General features: G+C 60.8%; 17 protein-coding genes. 8 read left to right on the top strand and 9 right to left on the bottom strand.

Annotation, left to right across the window (positions count from 1 at the left end; all coding sequences use genetic code 11):
* Positions 1-103: 103 nt before the first annotated feature.
* The 3 genes from D460_RS0103370 (at position 104) to D460_RS0103360 (ending at position 5,659) form a co-directional block, all read left to right on the top strand.
* Positions 104-3,490: an ATP-binding protein gene (locus tag D460_RS0103370; protein ID WP_018897093.1), complete on the top strand. Its 3,387-nt coding sequence runs from the start codon at positions 104-106 to the stop codon at positions 3,488-3,490.
* Positions 3,483-4,379 (top strand): response regulator transcription factor, encoded by an 897-nt coding sequence (locus tag D460_RS0103365; RefSeq protein ID WP_018897092.1) that lies wholly within the window; start codon positions 3,483-3,485, stop codon positions 4,377-4,379. The genes D460_RS0103370 and D460_RS0103365 overlap by 8 nt, the downstream gene beginning before the upstream one ends.
* A gap of 95 nt (positions 4,380-4,474) precedes the next feature.
* On the top strand, positions 4,475-5,659 hold the full coding sequence (locus tag D460_RS0103360; RefSeq protein ID WP_018897091.1) for an acyltransferase: 1,185 nt from the start codon (positions 4,475-4,477) through the stop codon (positions 5,657-5,659).
* A 6-nt stretch (positions 5,660-5,665) separates the two neighbouring features.
* Here the strand turns inward: D460_RS0103360 and D460_RS0103355 are convergent, their stop codons facing one another.
* From D460_RS0103355 to D460_RS0103325, 7 genes are all read right to left on the bottom strand, one after another.
* A complete protein-coding gene (locus tag D460_RS0103355; protein WP_018897090.1) occupies positions 5,666-6,634 on the bottom strand; it encodes a D-glycerate dehydrogenase in 969 nt (322 codons plus the stop codon).
* Between the two features lie 179 nt (positions 6,635-6,813).
* Complete coding sequence (locus tag D460_RS0103350; RefSeq protein ID WP_018897089.1) at positions 6,814-7,938, bottom strand: branched-chain amino acid ABC transporter substrate-binding protein; 1,125 nt, start codon at positions 7,936-7,938, stop codon at positions 6,814-6,816.
* A gap of 119 nt (positions 7,939-8,057) precedes the next feature.
* The gene (locus D460_RS0103345; protein ID WP_018897088.1) at positions 8,058-8,411 is read right to left on the bottom strand and encodes a DUF6867 family protein; all 354 of its coding nucleotides are present in this window, start codon (positions 8,409-8,411) and stop codon (positions 8,058-8,060) included.
* A gap of 24 nt (positions 8,412-8,435) precedes the next feature.
* Positions 8,436-9,164 (bottom strand): ABC transporter ATP-binding protein, encoded by a 729-nt coding sequence (locus tag D460_RS0103340; RefSeq protein ID WP_018897087.1) that lies wholly within the window; start codon positions 9,162-9,164, stop codon positions 8,436-8,438.
* On the bottom strand, positions 9,164-10,036 hold the full coding sequence (locus tag D460_RS0103335) for an ABC transporter ATP-binding protein (protein ID WP_026282746.1): 873 nt from the start codon (positions 10,034-10,036) through the stop codon (positions 9,164-9,166). The genes D460_RS0103340 and D460_RS0103335 overlap by 1 nt, the downstream gene beginning before the upstream one ends.
* Positions 10,036-11,427, bottom strand: coding sequence for a high-affinity branched-chain amino acid ABC transporter permease LivM (gene livM / locus D460_RS0103330; RefSeq protein ID WP_018897085.1), 1,392 nt, complete (start codon positions 11,425-11,427; stop codon positions 10,036-10,038). Before livM ends, D460_RS0103335 begins: the two co-directional genes overlap by 1 nt.
* A 4-nt stretch (positions 11,428-11,431) precedes the next feature.
* On the bottom strand, positions 11,432-12,334 hold the full coding sequence (locus D460_RS0103325) for a branched-chain amino acid ABC transporter permease (protein ID WP_018897084.1): 903 nt from the start codon (positions 12,332-12,334) through the stop codon (positions 11,432-11,434).
* On the opposite strand from D460_RS0103325, the gene D460_RS35815 reads away from it, so the two are divergent.
* The 3 genes from D460_RS35815 to D460_RS0103315 all read left to right on the top strand — a co-directional run bounded on the left by D460_RS35815 (position 12,335) and on the right by D460_RS0103315 (position 14,660).
* Positions 12,335-12,664 (top strand): hypothetical protein, encoded by a 330-nt coding sequence (locus D460_RS35815; RefSeq protein WP_155947664.1) that lies wholly within the window; start codon positions 12,335-12,337, stop codon positions 12,662-12,664.
* Between the two features lie 49 nt (positions 12,665-12,713).
* Complete coding sequence (cysQ, locus tag D460_RS0103320) at positions 12,714-13,496, top strand: 3'(2'),5'-bisphosphate nucleotidase CysQ (RefSeq protein WP_026282745.1); 783 nt, start codon at positions 12,714-12,716, stop codon at positions 13,494-13,496.
* A gap of 126 nt (positions 13,497-13,622) precedes the next feature.
* Positions 13,623-14,660 (top strand): DUF2793 domain-containing protein, encoded by a 1,038-nt coding sequence (locus D460_RS0103315; protein WP_018897082.1) that lies wholly within the window; start codon positions 13,623-13,625, stop codon positions 14,658-14,660.
* Positions 14,661-14,665: 5 nt separating this feature from the next.
* Here the strand turns inward: D460_RS0103315 and D460_RS0103310 are convergent, their stop codons facing one another.
* A complete protein-coding gene (locus tag D460_RS0103310) occupies positions 14,666-15,403 on the bottom strand; it encodes a LuxR C-terminal-related transcriptional regulator (protein ID WP_018897081.1) in 738 nt (245 codons plus the stop codon).
* A 397-nt stretch (positions 15,404-15,800) separates the two neighbouring features.
* On the opposite strand from D460_RS0103310, the gene D460_RS0103305 reads away from it, so the two are divergent.
* Together D460_RS0103305 and D460_RS0103300 are read left to right on the top strand one after the other, a co-directional pair.
* Positions 15,801-16,076, top strand: a complete 276-nt coding sequence (locus tag D460_RS0103305; RefSeq protein WP_007533628.1) for a DUF1153 domain-containing protein — start codon at positions 15,801-15,803, stop codon at positions 16,074-16,076.
* Positions 16,077-16,389: 313 nt separating this feature from the next.
* On the top strand, positions 16,390-16,668 hold the full coding sequence (locus D460_RS0103300) for a GNAT family N-acetyltransferase (RefSeq protein ID WP_018897079.1): 279 nt from the start codon (positions 16,390-16,392) through the stop codon (positions 16,666-16,668).
* 111 nt (positions 16,669-16,779) lie between these two features.
* On the opposite strand, the gene D460_RS0103295 is transcribed toward D460_RS0103300, so the two are convergent.
* Positions 16,780-17,130 (bottom strand): hypothetical protein, encoded by a 351-nt coding sequence (locus D460_RS0103295; protein ID WP_018897078.1) that lies wholly within the window; start codon positions 17,128-17,130, stop codon positions 16,780-16,782.
* Positions 17,131-17,450: the final 320 nt, after the last annotated feature.

Raw genomic sequence — 17,450 nt, 5'->3', positions numbered from 1 at the left:
ACGGGGCGAAATGTGCAGTTTTGCGTTGCACCGCACTCTTAAGCCCCGCACTGTTCCATGTTACGAACGCATGACAAGGGGAACGAAGGGGCCGATTACGGGCATGGCAGCGCGGCAACGCATTATTCCGGTCAGGCGCGAATACAATCGCTGGGTCGCCAACCAGACGCTGGAAGACTATGCGCTGCGCTTCACCGCCAAGAGCGCCCGGCAGTTCTCCTCGCAGCGCATCTCGCAAACGGCGATCGGCGCCATCTCCTTCCTGGCGCTGGAAGCGATCGGCGGCGCCATCACCCTCTCCTACGGCACCACCAACGCCTTCTACGCCATCATCGTCGCGTCGATCGCCATGCTCGCCATCGGCCTGCCGATCAGCCGCTACGCGATCCGCCACGGCGTCGATATCGACCTGCTGACCCGCGGCGCGAGCTTCGGCTATATCGGCTCGACCATCACCTCGCTGATCTACGCCAGCTTCACCTTCATGCTGTTTGCGATCGAGGCGTCGATCATGTCCGGCGCGCTGGAGCTGACCTTGGGCATTCCCTTGTGGATCGGCTACATCATCAGCGCCGTCATGGTCATCCCGCTCGTCACCCATGGGGTCCGGCTGATCAGCCGCTTCCAGCTTTTGACGCAACCCTTCTGGATCGTCCTCAACATCCTGCCCTTCCTCTTCATCGCCGTGATGGACTGGGAGAAGTTCGATCTCTGGCGCGCCTTCTCCGGCATCCGCCATGCCTCTGGCCCGCCCGGCACCATCGCCCCCTTCGACCTCGTCGAGTTCGGCGCCGCCTCGGCCGTCATCCTGGCGCTGATGTCGCAGATCGGCGAACAGGCCGACTTCCTGCGCTTCTTGCCCCCGGAAAAGCAGACCAAGTGGCGCCACCGCCTCGCCGTCTTCCTCGCCGGTCCCGGCTGGGTGATCATCGGCGCACCGAAACTGCTCGCCGGCTCCTTCCTCGTCGTGCTCACTTTTGCTTCAGGTGTTCCCGCCGACCGTGCCGCCGATCCGGCGCAGATGTATCTCACCGCCTTCGGCTACATGATCCCCTGGCACAACGCCGCCCTTCTGCTGATGGCCGCCTTCGTCATGGTCTCGCAGCTGAAGATCAACGTGATGAACGCCTATGCCGGGTCGCTCGCCTGGTCGAACTTCTTCTCCCGTTTGACCCACAGTCACCCCGGCCGCGTCATCTGGCTGGTGTTCAACGTGGCGATCGCGCTGCTTTTGATGGAGCTCGGCATCTACCGGCTGCTTGAGGAGACGCTCGGCATCTTCTCGATCATCGCCATGGCCTGGCTTTGCACCATCTCGGCTGATCTCTTCATCAACAAGCCGCTCGGTCTCGCCCCTCCAGGCATCGAGTTCAAGCGCGCCCATCTCTACGACATCAACCCCGTCGGCCTCGGCGCCATGACGCTGTCGGCGACCATCGCGCTCATCGCCCACTTCGGCGCCTTCGGCACGATCGCGGCATCGCTCGCCCCATACATCACTCTCATCGTCGCCCTGATCGCCTCGCCCGCGATCGCCTGGGCCACGAAGGGCAAGTTCTACCTCGCCCGCAAGCCGCGCCAGAGCTGGAAGAACCTGACCAACATCACCTGTTCGGTCTGCGAACATCCCTTCGAGCCCGAGGACATGGCCTGGTGTCCCGCCTATGCCGCGCCGATCTGCTCGCTCTGCTGTTCGCTCGACAGCCGCTGTCACGACATGTGCAAGCCCAATGCGCATCTGAACGCGCAGGTCGGTTACGTCGCCAAGGCGGTGCTGCCCGAAACCATCGTCCAGAAGCTCACCACCCGCCTCGGCCGCTACGGCATCGCCGTCATTCTCGCGCTCACCGCTGTCGGCGCCATCCTGGCGATGATCGCGCATCAAGTCTCCGCGGCCTCGCCGGCAACAGCGGAAGTCGTCAACGGCACGATCCTGATCGTCTTCTTCGTCTTCGCCGTCATCGCCGGCGTCGTCTGCTGGTTTTATGTGCTGGCGCATGACAGCCGCGTCGTCGCCGAGGAAGAATCCTCGCGCCAGAACACGCTTCTGCTCAAGGAAATCGCCGCCCACAAGAAGACCGACGCCGCCCTGCAGGCCGCCAAGGAGACCGCCGAGGCCGCCAACCGCGCCAAGAGCCGATATGTCGTCGGCCTCAGTCACGAGCTGCGCACGCCGCTCAATGCCGTGCTCGGCTACGCCCAGATCCTCGAGCGCGACGAAACCATACCGACGCCGCGCCAATCCTCGATCAAGGTCATCCGCCGCTCGGCCGAACATCTCTCCGGCCTTATCGACGGCCTGCTTGACATCTCGAAAATCGAGGCCGGCCGCCTGCAGGTCTATTCTAACGAGATCAATATCCAGGATTTCCTCGACCAGATCGTCGACATGTTCCGCCCGCAGGCGCTCGCCAAGGGCTTGACCTTCAACCACCAGCGCGCGCCTGCCCTGCCCCAGTTCGTGCGTACCGACGAGAAGCGCCTGCGCCAGATCCTCGTCAATCTGTTGTCCAACGCCATCAAGTTCACCGACGAAGGCACCGTCACCTTCGACGTCGCCTATCGCAGCCAAGTCGCCACCTTCACCGTATCGGACACCGGCCGCGGCATCGCCGAGAAGGACCTGAGCCGCATCTATGAACCCTTCCAGCGCGGCGAGGCCGACAGCATCCGCCCCATGCCCGGCCTCGGCCTTGGGCTGACGATCACCCAGCTTCTGACCAACACGCTCGGCGGCGAAATCTCGGTGACCAGCGAAAAGGACAAGGGCTCGACCTTCAAGGTGCGCCTGATGCTCTCGGCCGTGCTGCGCGAGATGGCGGCCCCGCCGCAGGAAAAGAAGATCGTCAGCTATGACGGCCCGCGCCGCACCATCGTCGTCGTGGACGATAACGAGGATCACCGCGAGATGATGCGCGAGATCCTCGTCCCGCTCGATTTCGTCGTGCTGACGGCGGCCAGCGGCACGGATTGCCTGACGCTGATCGAAGGCATCCAGCCCGATCTCTTCCTCGTCGACATCCTGATGCCCGGGATGAACGGTTGGCAGCTGGTCTCGCGCCTGCGCGAAGCCGGCCAGACCGCTCCGATCGTCATGCTGTCGGCCAATATCGGCGACGCCGCTGCCCATGGCGACAGCGACGACAGCCACAATGACGCGATCGGCAAACCGGTCGACATCCGCCGCCTGCGCGACAAGCTCGCCTTGCACCTCGGCCTCAAATGGCTCTACGCCGAAGCGGCTCCCGCAACGCCTAAAAAGACCGAGCAAGTCCTGCAAAGTCCCGGCGACACGCATGTGCAGGAACTGCTGCGCCTCGGCGAGATCGGCTATATCAGGGGCATCGAGGCCAAGCTCGCCGACCTTGCCAAGGTGGAGGCAAATCAGCCATTTACCGAGGAACTTCGATCCTATGTCGCCGCCTTCGACCTGAACGGCTTCATGGCCTTCCTGCACCGCTTCGACGAAAAGGTGGAACACATTGGCTGAGCTCCCGCGCGACATCGTTCTGTTGGTCGACGACTCGCCGGAAGCGCTCGGCTTTCTTACCGACGCGCTGGAGCAATCCGGCTTCTCCGTATTGATCGCGACCTCCGGCCCGGCCGCACTCAACATCGTCGAGCGCATCACCCCCGACCTGATCCTGCTCGACGCGGTGATGCCCACCATGGACGGCTTCGAGACCTGCCGGCGGCTGAAGGCCAACCCGGCGATCAGCCAGATCCCCGTCATCTTCATGACCGGCCTGACCGAGACCGAACACGTCGTCCACGCGCTCGGCTCCGGCGGCGTCGATTATCTCACCAAACCGATCAACATCGATGAACTGCGCGCCCGCATCGGCGTGCACCTCAAAAACGCCCGCTCCGCGCAAAGCGCCCGCGTGGCGCTCGACGCCGCCGGCCGCCATCTGCTGGCGGTCAAGGGAGACGGCAACATCCACTGGTCGACGCCCCAGGCGACCCGCCTCGTCAACGCCGCCATGGGCAGCGACGACGGCATGGACACGGTGATCTCAACCATCGCCGCCTGGATGAAAGACCGCACCGCCTCCACCATATCAGTCGCCCATGGCGGCCAGGACGTGCTCCAGCTCGCCTTCCTCGGCACGATCGGCCCCGACGAATATCTCTTCCGCCTCACCGCCAGCCAGCGCGCCGACGACCAGGTGCTGCGCCAGCGCTTCGCGCTCACGAACCGCGAATCCGAGGTCCTGCTCTGGATCGCCAAGGGCAAGGCCAACCGCGACATCGGCGAGATTCTCGGCCTCTCCGCCCGCACGGTGAACAAGCACCTCGAGCAGATCTACGTCAAACTCGGCGTCGAAAACCGCGCTTCGGCGGCGGTCAAGGCGGCGCATGTGTTGCATGAGATGTAGGTGAGCGAGCCGCTCACACTTTAGAAAGCACACACGGATATCCTTGAGCGACGCCCGCAAGTTGGGCATGGCATCAAGATGATATCCGGCAGGTCATGAAGGACAGGCTTTATTATGTGGATCGGCTGCGGATTTCCGCCTTCGCGATCCTGATCCTCTATCACTCCTCGGCGGCCTTCTTCACCGACATGGGCTGGCTGATCCATAGCGATCGCACCAGCCCGGCGCTCTCGCTGATCATGGAATTCCCGCGCGCCTGGCGACTGGCTCTGTTGTTTTTCGTCTCCGGCATGGGTGCTGCCTTCTCCTTCCGCTCGGATTCCAGCCTCGCCTTCCTGCGCAAGCGCACCATCCGCCTGCTCGTTCCCCTGCTCTTCGCCATGGCCGTCCTCGTCGTGCCGCAGGTCTGGTACGAGCGCATGTACGAGACCGGCTATGACGGCTCGCTCATCAATTTCTGGCTGACGCGCTATTTCACGGAGGGCCGCTACCCGACCGGCAATTTCACCTGGGCGCACATGTGGTTCGTCGCCTATCTGCTTGTGATGTCGGTGATCTGCTACCCGATTTTTCTCTATCTGAGCCGACCCGAAAACAGGATCATGGCCTGGTTCGAACGCGTCGCGAAATCAGGCGCCATCTATCTCTTCTTCCTGCTGCCGCTCGCTCTCAATCTCGCTCTGTCGCCGCTCTACCCCAAGGAAACCAATGCGCTTTATAATGACGGCGCCTGGTTCGCGGTCTGGGCAAGCTGGTTCGGCCTCGGCTTCCTTGTCGCCCGCAATCACCGCAGCCTGATCGAGCCGATCATCGCCAAGCGCTATCTCAGCGCCGCCATCGCGCTAGCCGTGACGATGTTTCTCTATGCCTTCGCCTGGCTGGCGCCGGCCGAACAGGCGATCGGCAGCTATGCAGACGAAACCCCGCTCTTCAAGGCCGCGATCTTCCTGCTTGCCTGGTCGATGATCTTGACGCTGATCGGCTTCGCCGCCCGTCATTTCAACCAGCCGGACGCGCGGCTGGTCACGGTCAACCGGCTCGTCTTCCCGCTTTACATTATCCACCAGACGGTGATCGTCGGCGCGCTCTATTACGTGCTGCCGCTCGGCCTGCCGGCCGTGCCGAGCTTCATCATCATCGCTGCCGCGACCTTCGTGCTGTCGAGCCTCTTCGCCATCGCGGTGGACTTCATCCCCGGCCGCGCGCGCCTGCTCTTCGGCCTCGAAGCCAAACCGCGTGGTCCCTCGGGCGAGCGCAAGACTGTCGGCGCGCAGCGATAGGCTGGATCAGGCCACCTGGTCCGGCGGCTCGCGTCCCTCGAAGAAGGCCGTGATGTTGTCCACCACCTTCATCCCCATCGCATTGCGCGTCTCTTCGGTAGCACTACCAAGATGCGGCAGCAGAACCACATTTTCCATCGCGCGCAGCTTCTCCGGCACCTGCGGTTCAGCCTCGTAGACGTCGAGGCCGGCGCTGCGGATCACGCCAGTCTCGAGCGCAGCGATCAATGCCGCCTCATCGACCACATCGCCGCGCGCCGTATTGATCAGATAAGCACCAGGCTTCATCGCCGCGAAACGGGCTGCATTCATCAGGTGCCGGTTCTCAGCCCCACCTGGGCAATGCAGCGACACGAAATCGCTCGCGGCCAGCACCTCTTCCACGGTCGCTAGCTGCCGCGCGCCATATCGCGCCGCTTCCGCCGCATCGACCGTCGAGCGGTTGTAGAACACCACGTCCATGCCGAAACCAAAATGGCAGCGTTGCGCGAAGGCTTTGCCGATACGCCCGAAGCCGATGATCCCCACCGTCTTGCCCGTGACCTTGGAGCCGATCATATGCGTCGGGCACCAGCCTTTCCATTCGCCGGCCCGGATCTGCCGCTCGCCCTCCCCGCCGCGGCGCGCGACCGAAAGCAGGAGCAGCATGGCGATATCGGCAGTGCAATCGGTGAGCACACCAGGCGTGTTGGTCACCACGATGCCCTTGGCCTTCGCCGCCGCGATGTCGATGTGGTTGTAGCCGACGCCGAAATTGCCGAGGACTCTGGCCCGGATCTCGCCTTCGAAAACCGACGCCGGAAGCTTGTCCGACACGGTCGGCAACACGGCGTCGTGGGTGCGCAGCGCCTCGGCGATGGCTTCGGGCGACATCGGCAGGTCGTCGGTGTTGAAGGTCGCGTCGAAGCGTTCGGCAAGAGCGGCCTCGACGGCGGAGGGCCAGCGGCGCGTAAGCAGAATCTTGGGGCGGGACATGGCGTATCCGTATCGTCTGCGGCTGCGGGCCGACCGGCGGCAACCTGTTGAATTCGCCGGCGATCCTAACCGGATCATCCTCGATCGCAAGACCGGTAAGCGGCCGGGCGGTTCGCATTGTTGTCAAAACGAAAGAAGCCCGGTGCGAGACCGGGCTTCCAAGGTGAGAACGAAAGTTCTTACTTCGCGTCCTGCGGGAAGTAGGAGAACTTGCCGTCTGGACCCTTCTTCCATTCGTACATGACGTAGCCCGGGATCTTCGGGTCGCCCTTTTCGTCGAACGAGATTTCGCCGAGAACGGTCTTGAACGGACCCTTGGCCTTCATCGCTGCGGCAACGGCTTCGGCGTCGGTCGAAGCAGCTGCCTTGGCAGCTTCAGCGATCGTCTGCATGGCTGCGTAGGAGTACAGCGTGTAAGCTTCCGGGTTGAAGCCGGCAGCCTTGAACTTCTCGACGAGTGCCTTGTTGTCGGGGTTCAGCGTTGCGTCCGGGCCGAACGTGTTCAGCGTACCGGCGACTGCGTCACCAGCGATCGATGCCAGTTCGTTCGAAACGATACCGTCACCCGATACGAGCGTTGCCTTCAGGCCCTGGTCGGCAGCCTGGCGGATGATCAGACCAGCTTCGGTGTGGAGACCACCCCAATAGATGATCGAAACGCCAGCTTCCTTCATCTTGGCGATGAGGGCCGAGAAGTCCTTGTCGCCGACATTGATGCCTTCGTACATGGCTTCGGTGAGACCAGCGGCATTCATGGCCTTCTTGGTTTCGTCAGCGAGGCCCTGGCCGTAAGGAGTCTTGTCGTGAACGACAGCGATCTTGGCGTCCTTGAAATGGTCGGCGAGATACTTGCCGGCGATGCCGCCCTGCTGGTCGTCGCGACCGCAAGTACGGAACGTGTTCCACAGACCACGCTCGGTGAACTGCGGGTTCGTCGCAGCCGGGGTGATTTCGAGGATGCCGTTTTCAGCGTAAACTTCGGAAGCCGGGATCGAAACGCCCGAGTTGAAGTGGCCGATGACGAACTTGACGCCGTCAGCTGCGAACTTGTTGGCAACCGAGATACCCTGCTTCGGGTCGGACACGTCGTCGCCGAGCACGATCTTGATCTGCTCGCCATTGATGCCGCCAGCAGCGTTGATGTCGGCAGCTGCCTGCTCGGCACCCTTCTGGAGCTGTGCGCCGAACGCAGCGTTCGGGCCGGTCAGCGGACCAGCAACGGCAACCGTGATGTCGGCCCAAGCGTTGCTGCTGAAGGCGACCATCGCCGTCAGAGCCACTGCCGACAGAAGAGACTTCTTCATTATGTTACTCCCAGTTTTTTAGCGGGTTCCGTTCCATTACCCAGCGCATCACCCACTTTACTGCGCTGGGAAACCTGTTCCACTCGGAGAGGTAATTTGTCCCTAGATTCAACCGGCTGTCAATGTTTTGCCTTCCAGGAGAAGGGCGACGTCTTTTCGTAGAGCCAGTAGTAATTATTGACCATCTGATTGGTCCGGCGATAGCGGTATCCCGCCGTCGCGAAGATCAGGAGAAGGACGAAGTCGATGGCGTAATAGAACACGCTCAGCACAGGTCCGTCGAACAGCGCATGATGCAGAAACTGCATCGCAGCCGCCAGAAGCACGCTGTAGCCGATGACGATCGGATAGTCGCTCCAGCCATCGGCAGCAGCCTTGCCCGAACGCCACGCGGTCCAGAAGCCGATCAACACGACGATCAGGCGGATGACGCTGCGAACGCCGGTATCGCCTTCAAAGAAAAGTCCCTGCATATCAAAGTCTCCCCTTCGTCATGCTCAATGCCGTCCGCCTTCGAGATAGGCGGCGCGAACTTCAGGATTGGCGAGCAGCTCCTGGCCGGAGCCAGACATCGTCACCTTGCCGTTGACCATGACATAGGCCCGGTCGGACAACTTCAGCGCCGCGAATGCGTTCTGCTCGACGAGGAACACGGTGAGCCCCTCATCCTTGTTCAGCTTCTTGATCGCCTCGAAGATGCCCTTGACGATCAGCGGCGCGAGACCCAGCGACGGTTCGTCCAGAAGCAAAAGCTTCGGACGCGCCATCAGCGCGCGGCCGATCGACAGCATCTGCTGCTCGCCGCCCGAAAGCGTGCCGCCGCGCTGCGTCTGGCGCTCCTTCAGGCGCGGGAACATCGCGAAGATCTTCTCGACGTCTTCCTTGAAGTATTTCAGGTTATCGAGGCCGGCGCCCATCTGCAGGTTTTCCATCACGCTCATGCGCGGGAAAATGCGGCGCCCCTCTGGCGACTGCGCGATGCGCAGGCGGGCGATTTCGTGGGTCGGCATCTTGGTGATGTCGCGGCCTTCGAAGATGACCTTGCCGGCGCGCGCCTGCGGGCTGCCGCAGATCGTCATCATCAGCGTCGACTTGCCGGCGCCGTTGGCGCCGATCAGGCTGACGATTTCGCCCTGGTTGACGTGGACATCGATGCCGGCGAGCGCGCGAATGTTGCCGTAATAGGTTTCAACACCCTCGACCTTGAGAAGTGGCTGACCGGTCATCAGTGCGTACCTCCTTCGAGGTTTTCGACGTCTGCGATCACCTGTTCCACTTCCTCGTCTTCGACACCGAGATAGGCCGCGATGACCTTCGGATCGTTCTTCACATGGTCTGGCGTGCCATCGGAAATCTTCTGGCCGTATTCGAGCACGACGACGTGGTCGGAAATTTCCATGACCACGGACATGTCATGCTCGATCAGGAGCAGCGACGTGCCCTCATCGCGGATCCCGCGCAGAAGCGTGTTCAGCGTCAGCGATTCCTTCGGGTTGAGACCGGCGGCCGGCTCGTCCAGGCAAAGCAGCTCCGGTCCCGTGCACATGGCGCGCGCGATTTCCAGACGACGCTGAGCGCCGTATGGCAGGTCGCCGGCGGGATCGTCGGCGCGATCGATCAGATCGGCCTTTTCCAGCCAGTAGCGGGCAAGCTCGATCGCGTTCTTCGCTTCCGCGCTGTAGCGACCGATCCCGAGCAGGCCGAGAATGGTGTAGCCCGATGCCAGCATCAGCTTGTTGTGCTGCGCGACCAGAAGGTTTTCGAGAACCGTCAGGCCGGAGAACAACCGGATGTTCTGGAAGGTACGGGCGACCTTGGCTTCGCGGGTGATGCGAAAGTCCGGCAGACGCTCAAGCAGGTGTTCCCTGCCGTCCTTGTGGCGCATGGTGATCATGCCCATGGTCGGCTTGTAGAAACCGGTGATGCAATTGAACACGGTGGTCTTGCCGGCGCCGTTCGGACCGATCAGCGCGGTGATCTCGCCGCGCTTGGCCTCGAACGAGAAGTCGTTGATGGCCATCAGGCCGCCGAACTTCATCGACAGGTGCTCGACCTTGAGCAGGGTATCGCTGGACATGTTGGTTTCCTGAGGGCTCATCAACCGTGGCCCTCCTTGGTGAAGCTTCCCGATACCGATTTCCGTTCTTTCAGGAACGCCGTCGGTTCACGCGATCCGACGAAGCCGCGCGGCTTGATCAGCATGACGACGACCATCGCCAGACCAAAGAGCAGCATGCGGTAGAGTTCCGGCGTGAAGTCGGGCCCGAAGATCAGCTTCAGGAACTCCATTTCGCGCAGCATCTCGGTACCGCCGATCATGACGATCGCCGCGATCGCGATGCCGGTCAGCGAACCCATGCCGCCGAGAACGACGATGGCGAGGATGACGGCCGATTCAAGGAACACGAAGGATTCAGGCGAGACGAAGCCCTGGCGAGCGGCGAAGAAGGAGCCGGCGAAGCCGCCGAACATCGCACCCGTGGCGAAAGCCGTGAGCTTGGTCGTGACCGTGTTGATGCCGAGCGAACGGCAGGCGATCTCGTCTTCGCGAAGCGCTTCCCAGGCACGGCCGATCGGCATGCGGCGCAGGCGGATCGTCACGTATGCCGTCAGAAGGCACAGCGCCAGGATCAGATAGAAGAGGAAGATCTTGTAGTAGGCCGACGAGATCGGCAGGTGGAACAGCTTGGCGAAGCCGTGCGGGCTGGCATCGAAGGGAATGCCGAACAGCGTTGCCTTCGGAATGCTGGCGATACCGAACGTGCCCTTGGTCAGATCCGTCCAGTTTATGATGACGAGGCGGATGATTTCACCGAAGGCCAGCGTCACGATCGCCAGATAGTCACCGCGCAGACGCAGCACCGGGAAGCCGAGGATGATGCCCCAGAGACCGGCGAGAATGCCCGACAGCGGCAGAAGAACCCAGAAGGAAAGGCCGAAATAGCTGGAGAGCAGCGCGTAGGAATAGGCGCCGACCGCGTAGAAGGCGACGTAGCCAAGGTCGAGCAGACCGGCAAGACCGACGACGATGTTCAGGCCCCAGGCCAGCATCACGTAGATCAGGATCTGGATACCGAAGTTGTCGACCCACTTCAGCGAGCCCTGCGCACCGACCAGCGCCACGATGACGACGGGATAGAGCAGCAGCGCCAGAAGCGCGATCTTCAGGAAGTGGGCGTGGAAGAAGCCCTTCTTGTCGGAGATATCGAGCTCGCCGCTGCGCGCCTTGGCAAGCTTGCGGGCATCGAGATGCGGACGCAGGAACACCACGATCGCAAACCGGCCGACCGCCGCGATGGCGACGAAGACCGCGAGCAGGCCCCATCGCTGAACGACGACGAGTTCGTTGCTGATGTTCTGCTGCGTGCCGAGACCGACATAGAGAACGAACATGCCGAAGGAGATAACGGCTGCGAAGATAGCTTCTTTAATACCCTTCTGGACAAGTCCGGATGCGGGCTTGCCAGGGGCGTTTTCAACATTTGCCATGATCTTAAACCTTCTCGACTTCCGGCCGGCCCAGGATACCTGTCGGCTTGAAGATCAGCACGAAAGCGAGGATGGCGAAGGTCGCCACATCCTTGTAGGCGATGGTGAAGTAGGCCGACCACAGGCTTTCGATGAGGCCGATCATCAGACCACCGAGAACAGCGCCCGGAAGCGAACCGATACCGCCGAGAACGGCCGCCGTGAACGCCTTCACACCAGGCACGAAGCCGTCGTTGAAGTTCACCACGCCGTAGTACATCAGGTACATCGTGCCGGCGACGGCAGCGAGTGCGGCGCCCATGATGAAGGTCACCGAGATCGTCTGGTCGACGTTGACGCCCAGCAGCGCCGCCATCTTGCGGTCCTGCTCGGTGGCGCGCTGTGCGCGGCCAAGCGCCGTGTGATTGACGAGATACCAGAACACGGTGAGCAGCACGGCCGTGATGATGATGATCACGATCTGCTTCAGCGAGATGGTGACACCACCAATGTTATAGACACTGCTGATCAGCGGCGGGATCGGCTTGTTGCGCGGACCCTGCGTCACCTGGATGAAATTCGACAGCGTGATCGACATGCCGATCGCTGTGATCAGCGGCGCCAGGCGGAACGAACCGCGCAGCGGGCGATAAGCGACGCGCTCGATCGTCCAATTCCACAAACTCGTCATCAGCATCGCGATAAGCAGCATCAGCAGCAGCAGAACCGCGACCGGCAAACCAGCAAAAATCGATGTGAGGACGAGAAAGACGATAAGGGCGGCGAAGCCACCGATCATGAAAATATCGCCGTGAGCGAAGTTGATCATGCCGATGATGCCGTAAACCATCGTATAGCCGATAGCCACGAGGCCATAGATGGATCCAAGAGTCAGCCCATTAATGAGCTGCTGGACAAAATATTCCATATGTCTTTCCCCTGGACACAGAACCGTGAAAAGCCTGCGTCTCTTGTTATTAGAGCCCTTGTTGAGCCCTTGATTAAAGATTTCATACTGCTTTCAAGGCAAAAGGGAAGCGCAAAATTACAAAGCTCCAAAGTTCTTTACCGTTTTGGTGAAAATGACTTTTTGGCATCCATAAAGTTGATTTTTTCAACACAATCCGGCCTCCGACGCCACTTTTCACCGCAAATTCACTTTTCCCTGGGTTCTTTAGCCTTCGCCGATGGATGGAAAATCGTCAAAGCACACCTGCGTCCTTTTGCGACGGCGGACGAGCCGTGCAATGACGCGTGAAAACGACTATATGAGAAGCATGATGGAGAAGGGATCGAACCGACCCGCGATGCTCGAGACGTTTGAACGCGCCGCCCTTGAGGCCGGCAAGGCGATCATGGATGTGTACCGCGCAGGCTGCACGGCGGCCAGCAAGGCCGACAACAGCCCTGTCACGATCGCCGACGAGCAGGCCGAGCGGATCATCCTGGCGCATCTCTATCGCGATTTCCCCGATATTCCCGTCATCGCCGAAGAATCGGTCGCGGCCGGTATAGTGCCGGCGGTCGGCTCGTCGTTCTTTCTGGTCGATCCCCTGGATGGCACGCGCGAATTCGTCGACAAGCGGCCGGAATTCACCGTCAACATCGCCTTCATCGTCGATGGCCACCCGGCCGCCGGCATCGTCTTCGCGCCGGCCCTAGGCGTCGCCTTTCTCGGCGAGAACGGCACCGCCGAGAAGCTGCATATCGGCCCGGACTTCCGCGTCGAAAAGCGGCTGCCGATCAATGTGCGCCTCGCCAAGGCCGAGCGCACCGCACTCGCTAGCCGTTCGCATAACAGCCCGCAGACGGCGCGCTTCCTGGCCGAGCAGGCCATCTCGGAGTGCAAGAATATCGGCTCGTCGCTGAAATTCTGTCTTCTCGCGGAAGGAGAAGCGGACGTCTATCCGCGCTTCACCCGCACCATGGAGTGGGACACCGCGGCCGGCGATGCCATCCTGCGCGCAGCCGGCGGCTGCACTGTGACCCTCGACGGCCGCCCCCTCACCTACGGCAAGACCCGACAGGCCCACGACGCGGATTTTGCCAACCCCGATTTCATCTCCTGGGGCAACGCCCCCCGGCTTTGAACACGGGGATATTTCTCGCAAATATCCGTTTGAAATCAGCGCCAGGCCCCGCGCGCCGTCCCCGCTTCCCGACACACCCCTACGATTTGCGGCAGTGAAACCTGCCGCGAACACCGGAGCTCGATCGTGTCGGACCAGACCAACAACCTCGCCTTGCCCTACATCCTGCCGTCCCAGGCGCAGAAACACGTGCCGCATAACGAGGCGCTGCAACGTCTCGACACAGTGGTGCAGCTGGCGATCATCGCCGAACGCCAGGGACCACCCGAAACACCAGCCGAAGGCGACCGCTACCTCGTCGGCGCCGATCCTGAGGGCGCGTGGCTCGGCCAGCAGGGGCTCATTTCCGTCTGGCAGGATGGCGCATGGGCACATCTCTCGCCAAACCCCGGCTGGCGCGCCTTCTTTCTCGATACCCGTCAGCTCCGCGCTTTCGACGGGACGAACTGGAACGTCATCTCCCTCGATGCCGCCGGCTCGCTTCCCAAGATCGGCATCAACGCGACGGCAGACGAGATCAACCGGCTGGCGATCGCCTCCGAGGCAAGCCTTTTCACCCATTCAGGACAAGGCCATCAGCTAAAGATCAACAAGGCCGATCCGTCTCAGACAGGCACGCTTCTCTTTCAGACCAATTGGTCGGGCCGCGCCGAGATGGGCCTTGCGGGAGACGATGACTTTTCGATCAAGGTCAGCGGCGATGGCAATGATTGGTCGACAGCGCTCGTCGTGGCGCCGGATGGCGTCGTGCGCATGCCCTCGCGGCCGATCGTGCGGACATCGCCCGCTGCCGGCACAGTGTCTCCGCCACCGGCAAGCCGCACCGGCTTCACGGATATTTATGCGGGACAAGGCGGCTTCGAGCTCGATGCCGCCGTGCCGTCTGGCTCTGGCGCGCGGCTGATCGTCCCGGCCGACGGTTTCTATCTGCTGTCGCTTTCCGTCAGCACCCTCACCTCGCAAGGCCACGGTGTGGCAATCGAGATCAACGGCACCACCGTCGTCGCCAACGCAGGCGGACCCGCCTCGGCATCACCGGCCCGGCAGAGCGTTTCGACCATCGTTGAACTGCATGAAGGCGATTGGCTCGCATTGCTTCACAGCGGCACGGCGCAATATGAATTTGGACCGGCGAAGACCGAACTCTGCGCCGTCATGCTCTGAACGAGTTACAGCAGGCGGTAGCGGAATGCGCGAGCCACCGCCTGCATCCGATTGACGGAATCGAGCTTGCGCATCGCGCTCTTCAGATATCCGACCACGGTGTGCGGCGACAGCTCAAGTATGATGGCGATCTCGTCGCTGCTCTTGCCCGCCGCCGACCAGCGCAGGCATTCGATCTCACGGCTGCTGAGGTTCTCCAGCGGCTGCTCGGTCACCTGCAGGCGCGCATAGACGTCGAGGAATTCCATGGCGCTGAACACATGCGCCATCGCCTCCTCACGCGAAAGATCCGCCCGCGCGCCCGAAAACGCGAAAATATAGGGCTGGCGATCGGCGTCATGCAGCACGAAAGCAAATGTCCGGCGAAATCCGAGCTCGCGAAACAGTCCGGTGATCCGCTCGTTCTTCGGGTTGGTCACGCTGCTTTCGAACGCCCCGCCGCCAAACGATACCGGCAGGCTCGATTTCCTGAGCTCCGAGACAAGCGCACTATTGTGAAACAGGTCGTCTTCGTCATAGGCGGCAACGAGACTACCCGGCCAATTGCTGAAAATGTGATTTCCCGCAAAACCGCCATTGTCGCCATGGGGAAAGCCCGCGAACAAATAGTGGTTGAAACCCGCCGCCTTCGCCAGACGCGCGAGGCGTTCCTTGGGATCGGCTGGCGATGGACTGGATTTTTCTGGCGATAAAAAAGCAATATTGGCCGCGCCGTCCTGAACGGCGCGTTCTTCATTCCGCATCGATTTCGTCCTTCAAAGGCTAAACTTGCCTGAAAACGCTCTTCTGGCAGCAACAATCAAAGTATAGGAAAAGAAAAAATGTCACTTCGACGCTAGGCAAAGCCTGCATTTCTATTCCCAAGGCACGCAGAAACAACAATCGCGACGACACGCAACGTTCTATCTGCCGTTGGGGAGGCTTATAGTTTGATGGGGATCAGACAACTATTATTCATTGTGCATGGCTCCCATGCACCTATGACAAATTTACGCAAGGGAAGCCGTGCGCGAGGCGCGCATCAGCGCCATCATGCGACGCGGTTAAATTTATTATCAAAGTCTTACGACGCGTTTAGGCAATTTTTAAATGTGACAAGCTAGAGTGGCTCTCGTGGTCTTGAGTTGTGTAGAGAGTCCAATGACCGAAATGATACGTCCCCGAGTGAAATATGTCATCGGCCCCGATGGCAGCCCGCTGACGATTGCGGATTTGCCGCCGCCGAATACTCGGCGCTGGGTAATTCGCCGTAAGGCAGAGGTTGTCGCAGCTGTGCGCGGTGGCCTGTTGAGCTTGGAAGAAGCTTGCGAACGCTATACCCTGACCGTCGAGGAGTTTCTCTCCTGGCAGTCATCAATCAACAGCCATGGTCTTGCCGGCCTGCGCACCACGCGCATCCAGCAGTATCGCCATTGATTAACTATTGAAGTTGATTCCATTTCAGTTCGGGCCGACAGCACATCACAAGATGTGAAGCCGGCCCGAAGCTTTTGCTGCTATCCGGCGTTTATCTCATTGCCGAACTGAACCGACGCTCTGAAGCGCGGCCACCGTCCACAAAGACCACTCGGACAGCGGCTGCGCGAGCAAGGCTCGACATCTTCTTTTCACAAGCGCCGAACCACCTGCCTTCCCTTTCATCGAACAATCCGTCACCTTGAGCGACCTTTGCTTTGCGCCGGCGCCATGGCACGTTTGCTTCAACGCAACCGAAAGGAAGGCAGTCGGAATGAAGATCACCAACGAAGAACACGCATCGGGCGGCCGCTACGTCGCCGAGCTCGAAGGCCATCAGGCCGAAATGACCTATTCTCGCACATCCCCGACGCTCATCATCATCGATCATACCGGCGTGCCGGATGCGCTGCGCGGCAAGGGCGTCGGCCAGGCGCTGGCGCTGCATGCGGTCGAAGCCGCCAGAACCGGTGGATGGAAGATCATTCCGCTCTGCCCTTTCTTCAAGGCGCAGGCGCTTCGCCACGAAGAATGGCGCGACGTCATCAACTGATCTTCTGAAGTCGAGAAACGCCAAAAGCCATGTATGACGGACAGCACGCCCGTCATGCATGGCTTTTATGAGATGACACCCCAGATGCCCGAAGGCATCGATCATCCTGGCTTAGGCTCTTGCCCGAACCGCTCCGTCGCGCTCCTCGAGCGCGGCAGCGCGTGCATATTCCGCCTGCATCTCTTCGAGCGTCTGCTCCAAGGCCTCTTCCTGCATCCTCAGTTCCTTGATCGAAACCTGAAGATTGTCCGCGCGCTGGCGTGCTGCCTTCGCGAAGGTGGGATAGGCGAAGTGATTCGGGTCGGAAATGCCGGACTTCTTTTCCTCGACGACGATCTGGCTCTCCAGATCCTTCGTCATACGGTCAAATTCAGACATCATCATCTGCAACTGCTGCAGCTGACGACGCTTTTCGTTCACCTGAAACTCTTTCAGACGAACTAGGCTCTCACGCGACTTCATACGCATTACTCCAGTGATGCGAGACCCCGGCTTCACTTGAAACCGCCCATTAGCTGCCGCTGTCATGCGACTTGCCCAAAAAATTTCCCTCGGCGTTAACAAAAACCTACCGCTGGTAACCTTTCGTTTACGGGCATCGTTAATGATAGTGCCGATGATTTAAGGGTCGGTAAACACAACTACGCGATTTCCGGTCCGTTTCATTGGTGAGTCGAATGAATCGCTTGCCGGCCTTTCTTAATGTAACAGTTGAGAAGAGGGCCTTGCGGGTTCTCGTTGGAAAACAGCGGAATGGACAAAATATTTAATAAATTGATTAC

It is taken from the genome of Rhizobium sp. 2MFCol3.1 (assembly GCF_000377565.1).
In the GTDB taxonomy this organism is placed as follows: Bacteria; Pseudomonadota; Alphaproteobacteria; order Rhizobiales; family Rhizobiaceae; genus Rhizobium.
The sequence above is the reverse complement of the archived record's forward strand: the minus strand, read 5'-3'. Positions and strand labels throughout refer to the sequence as shown.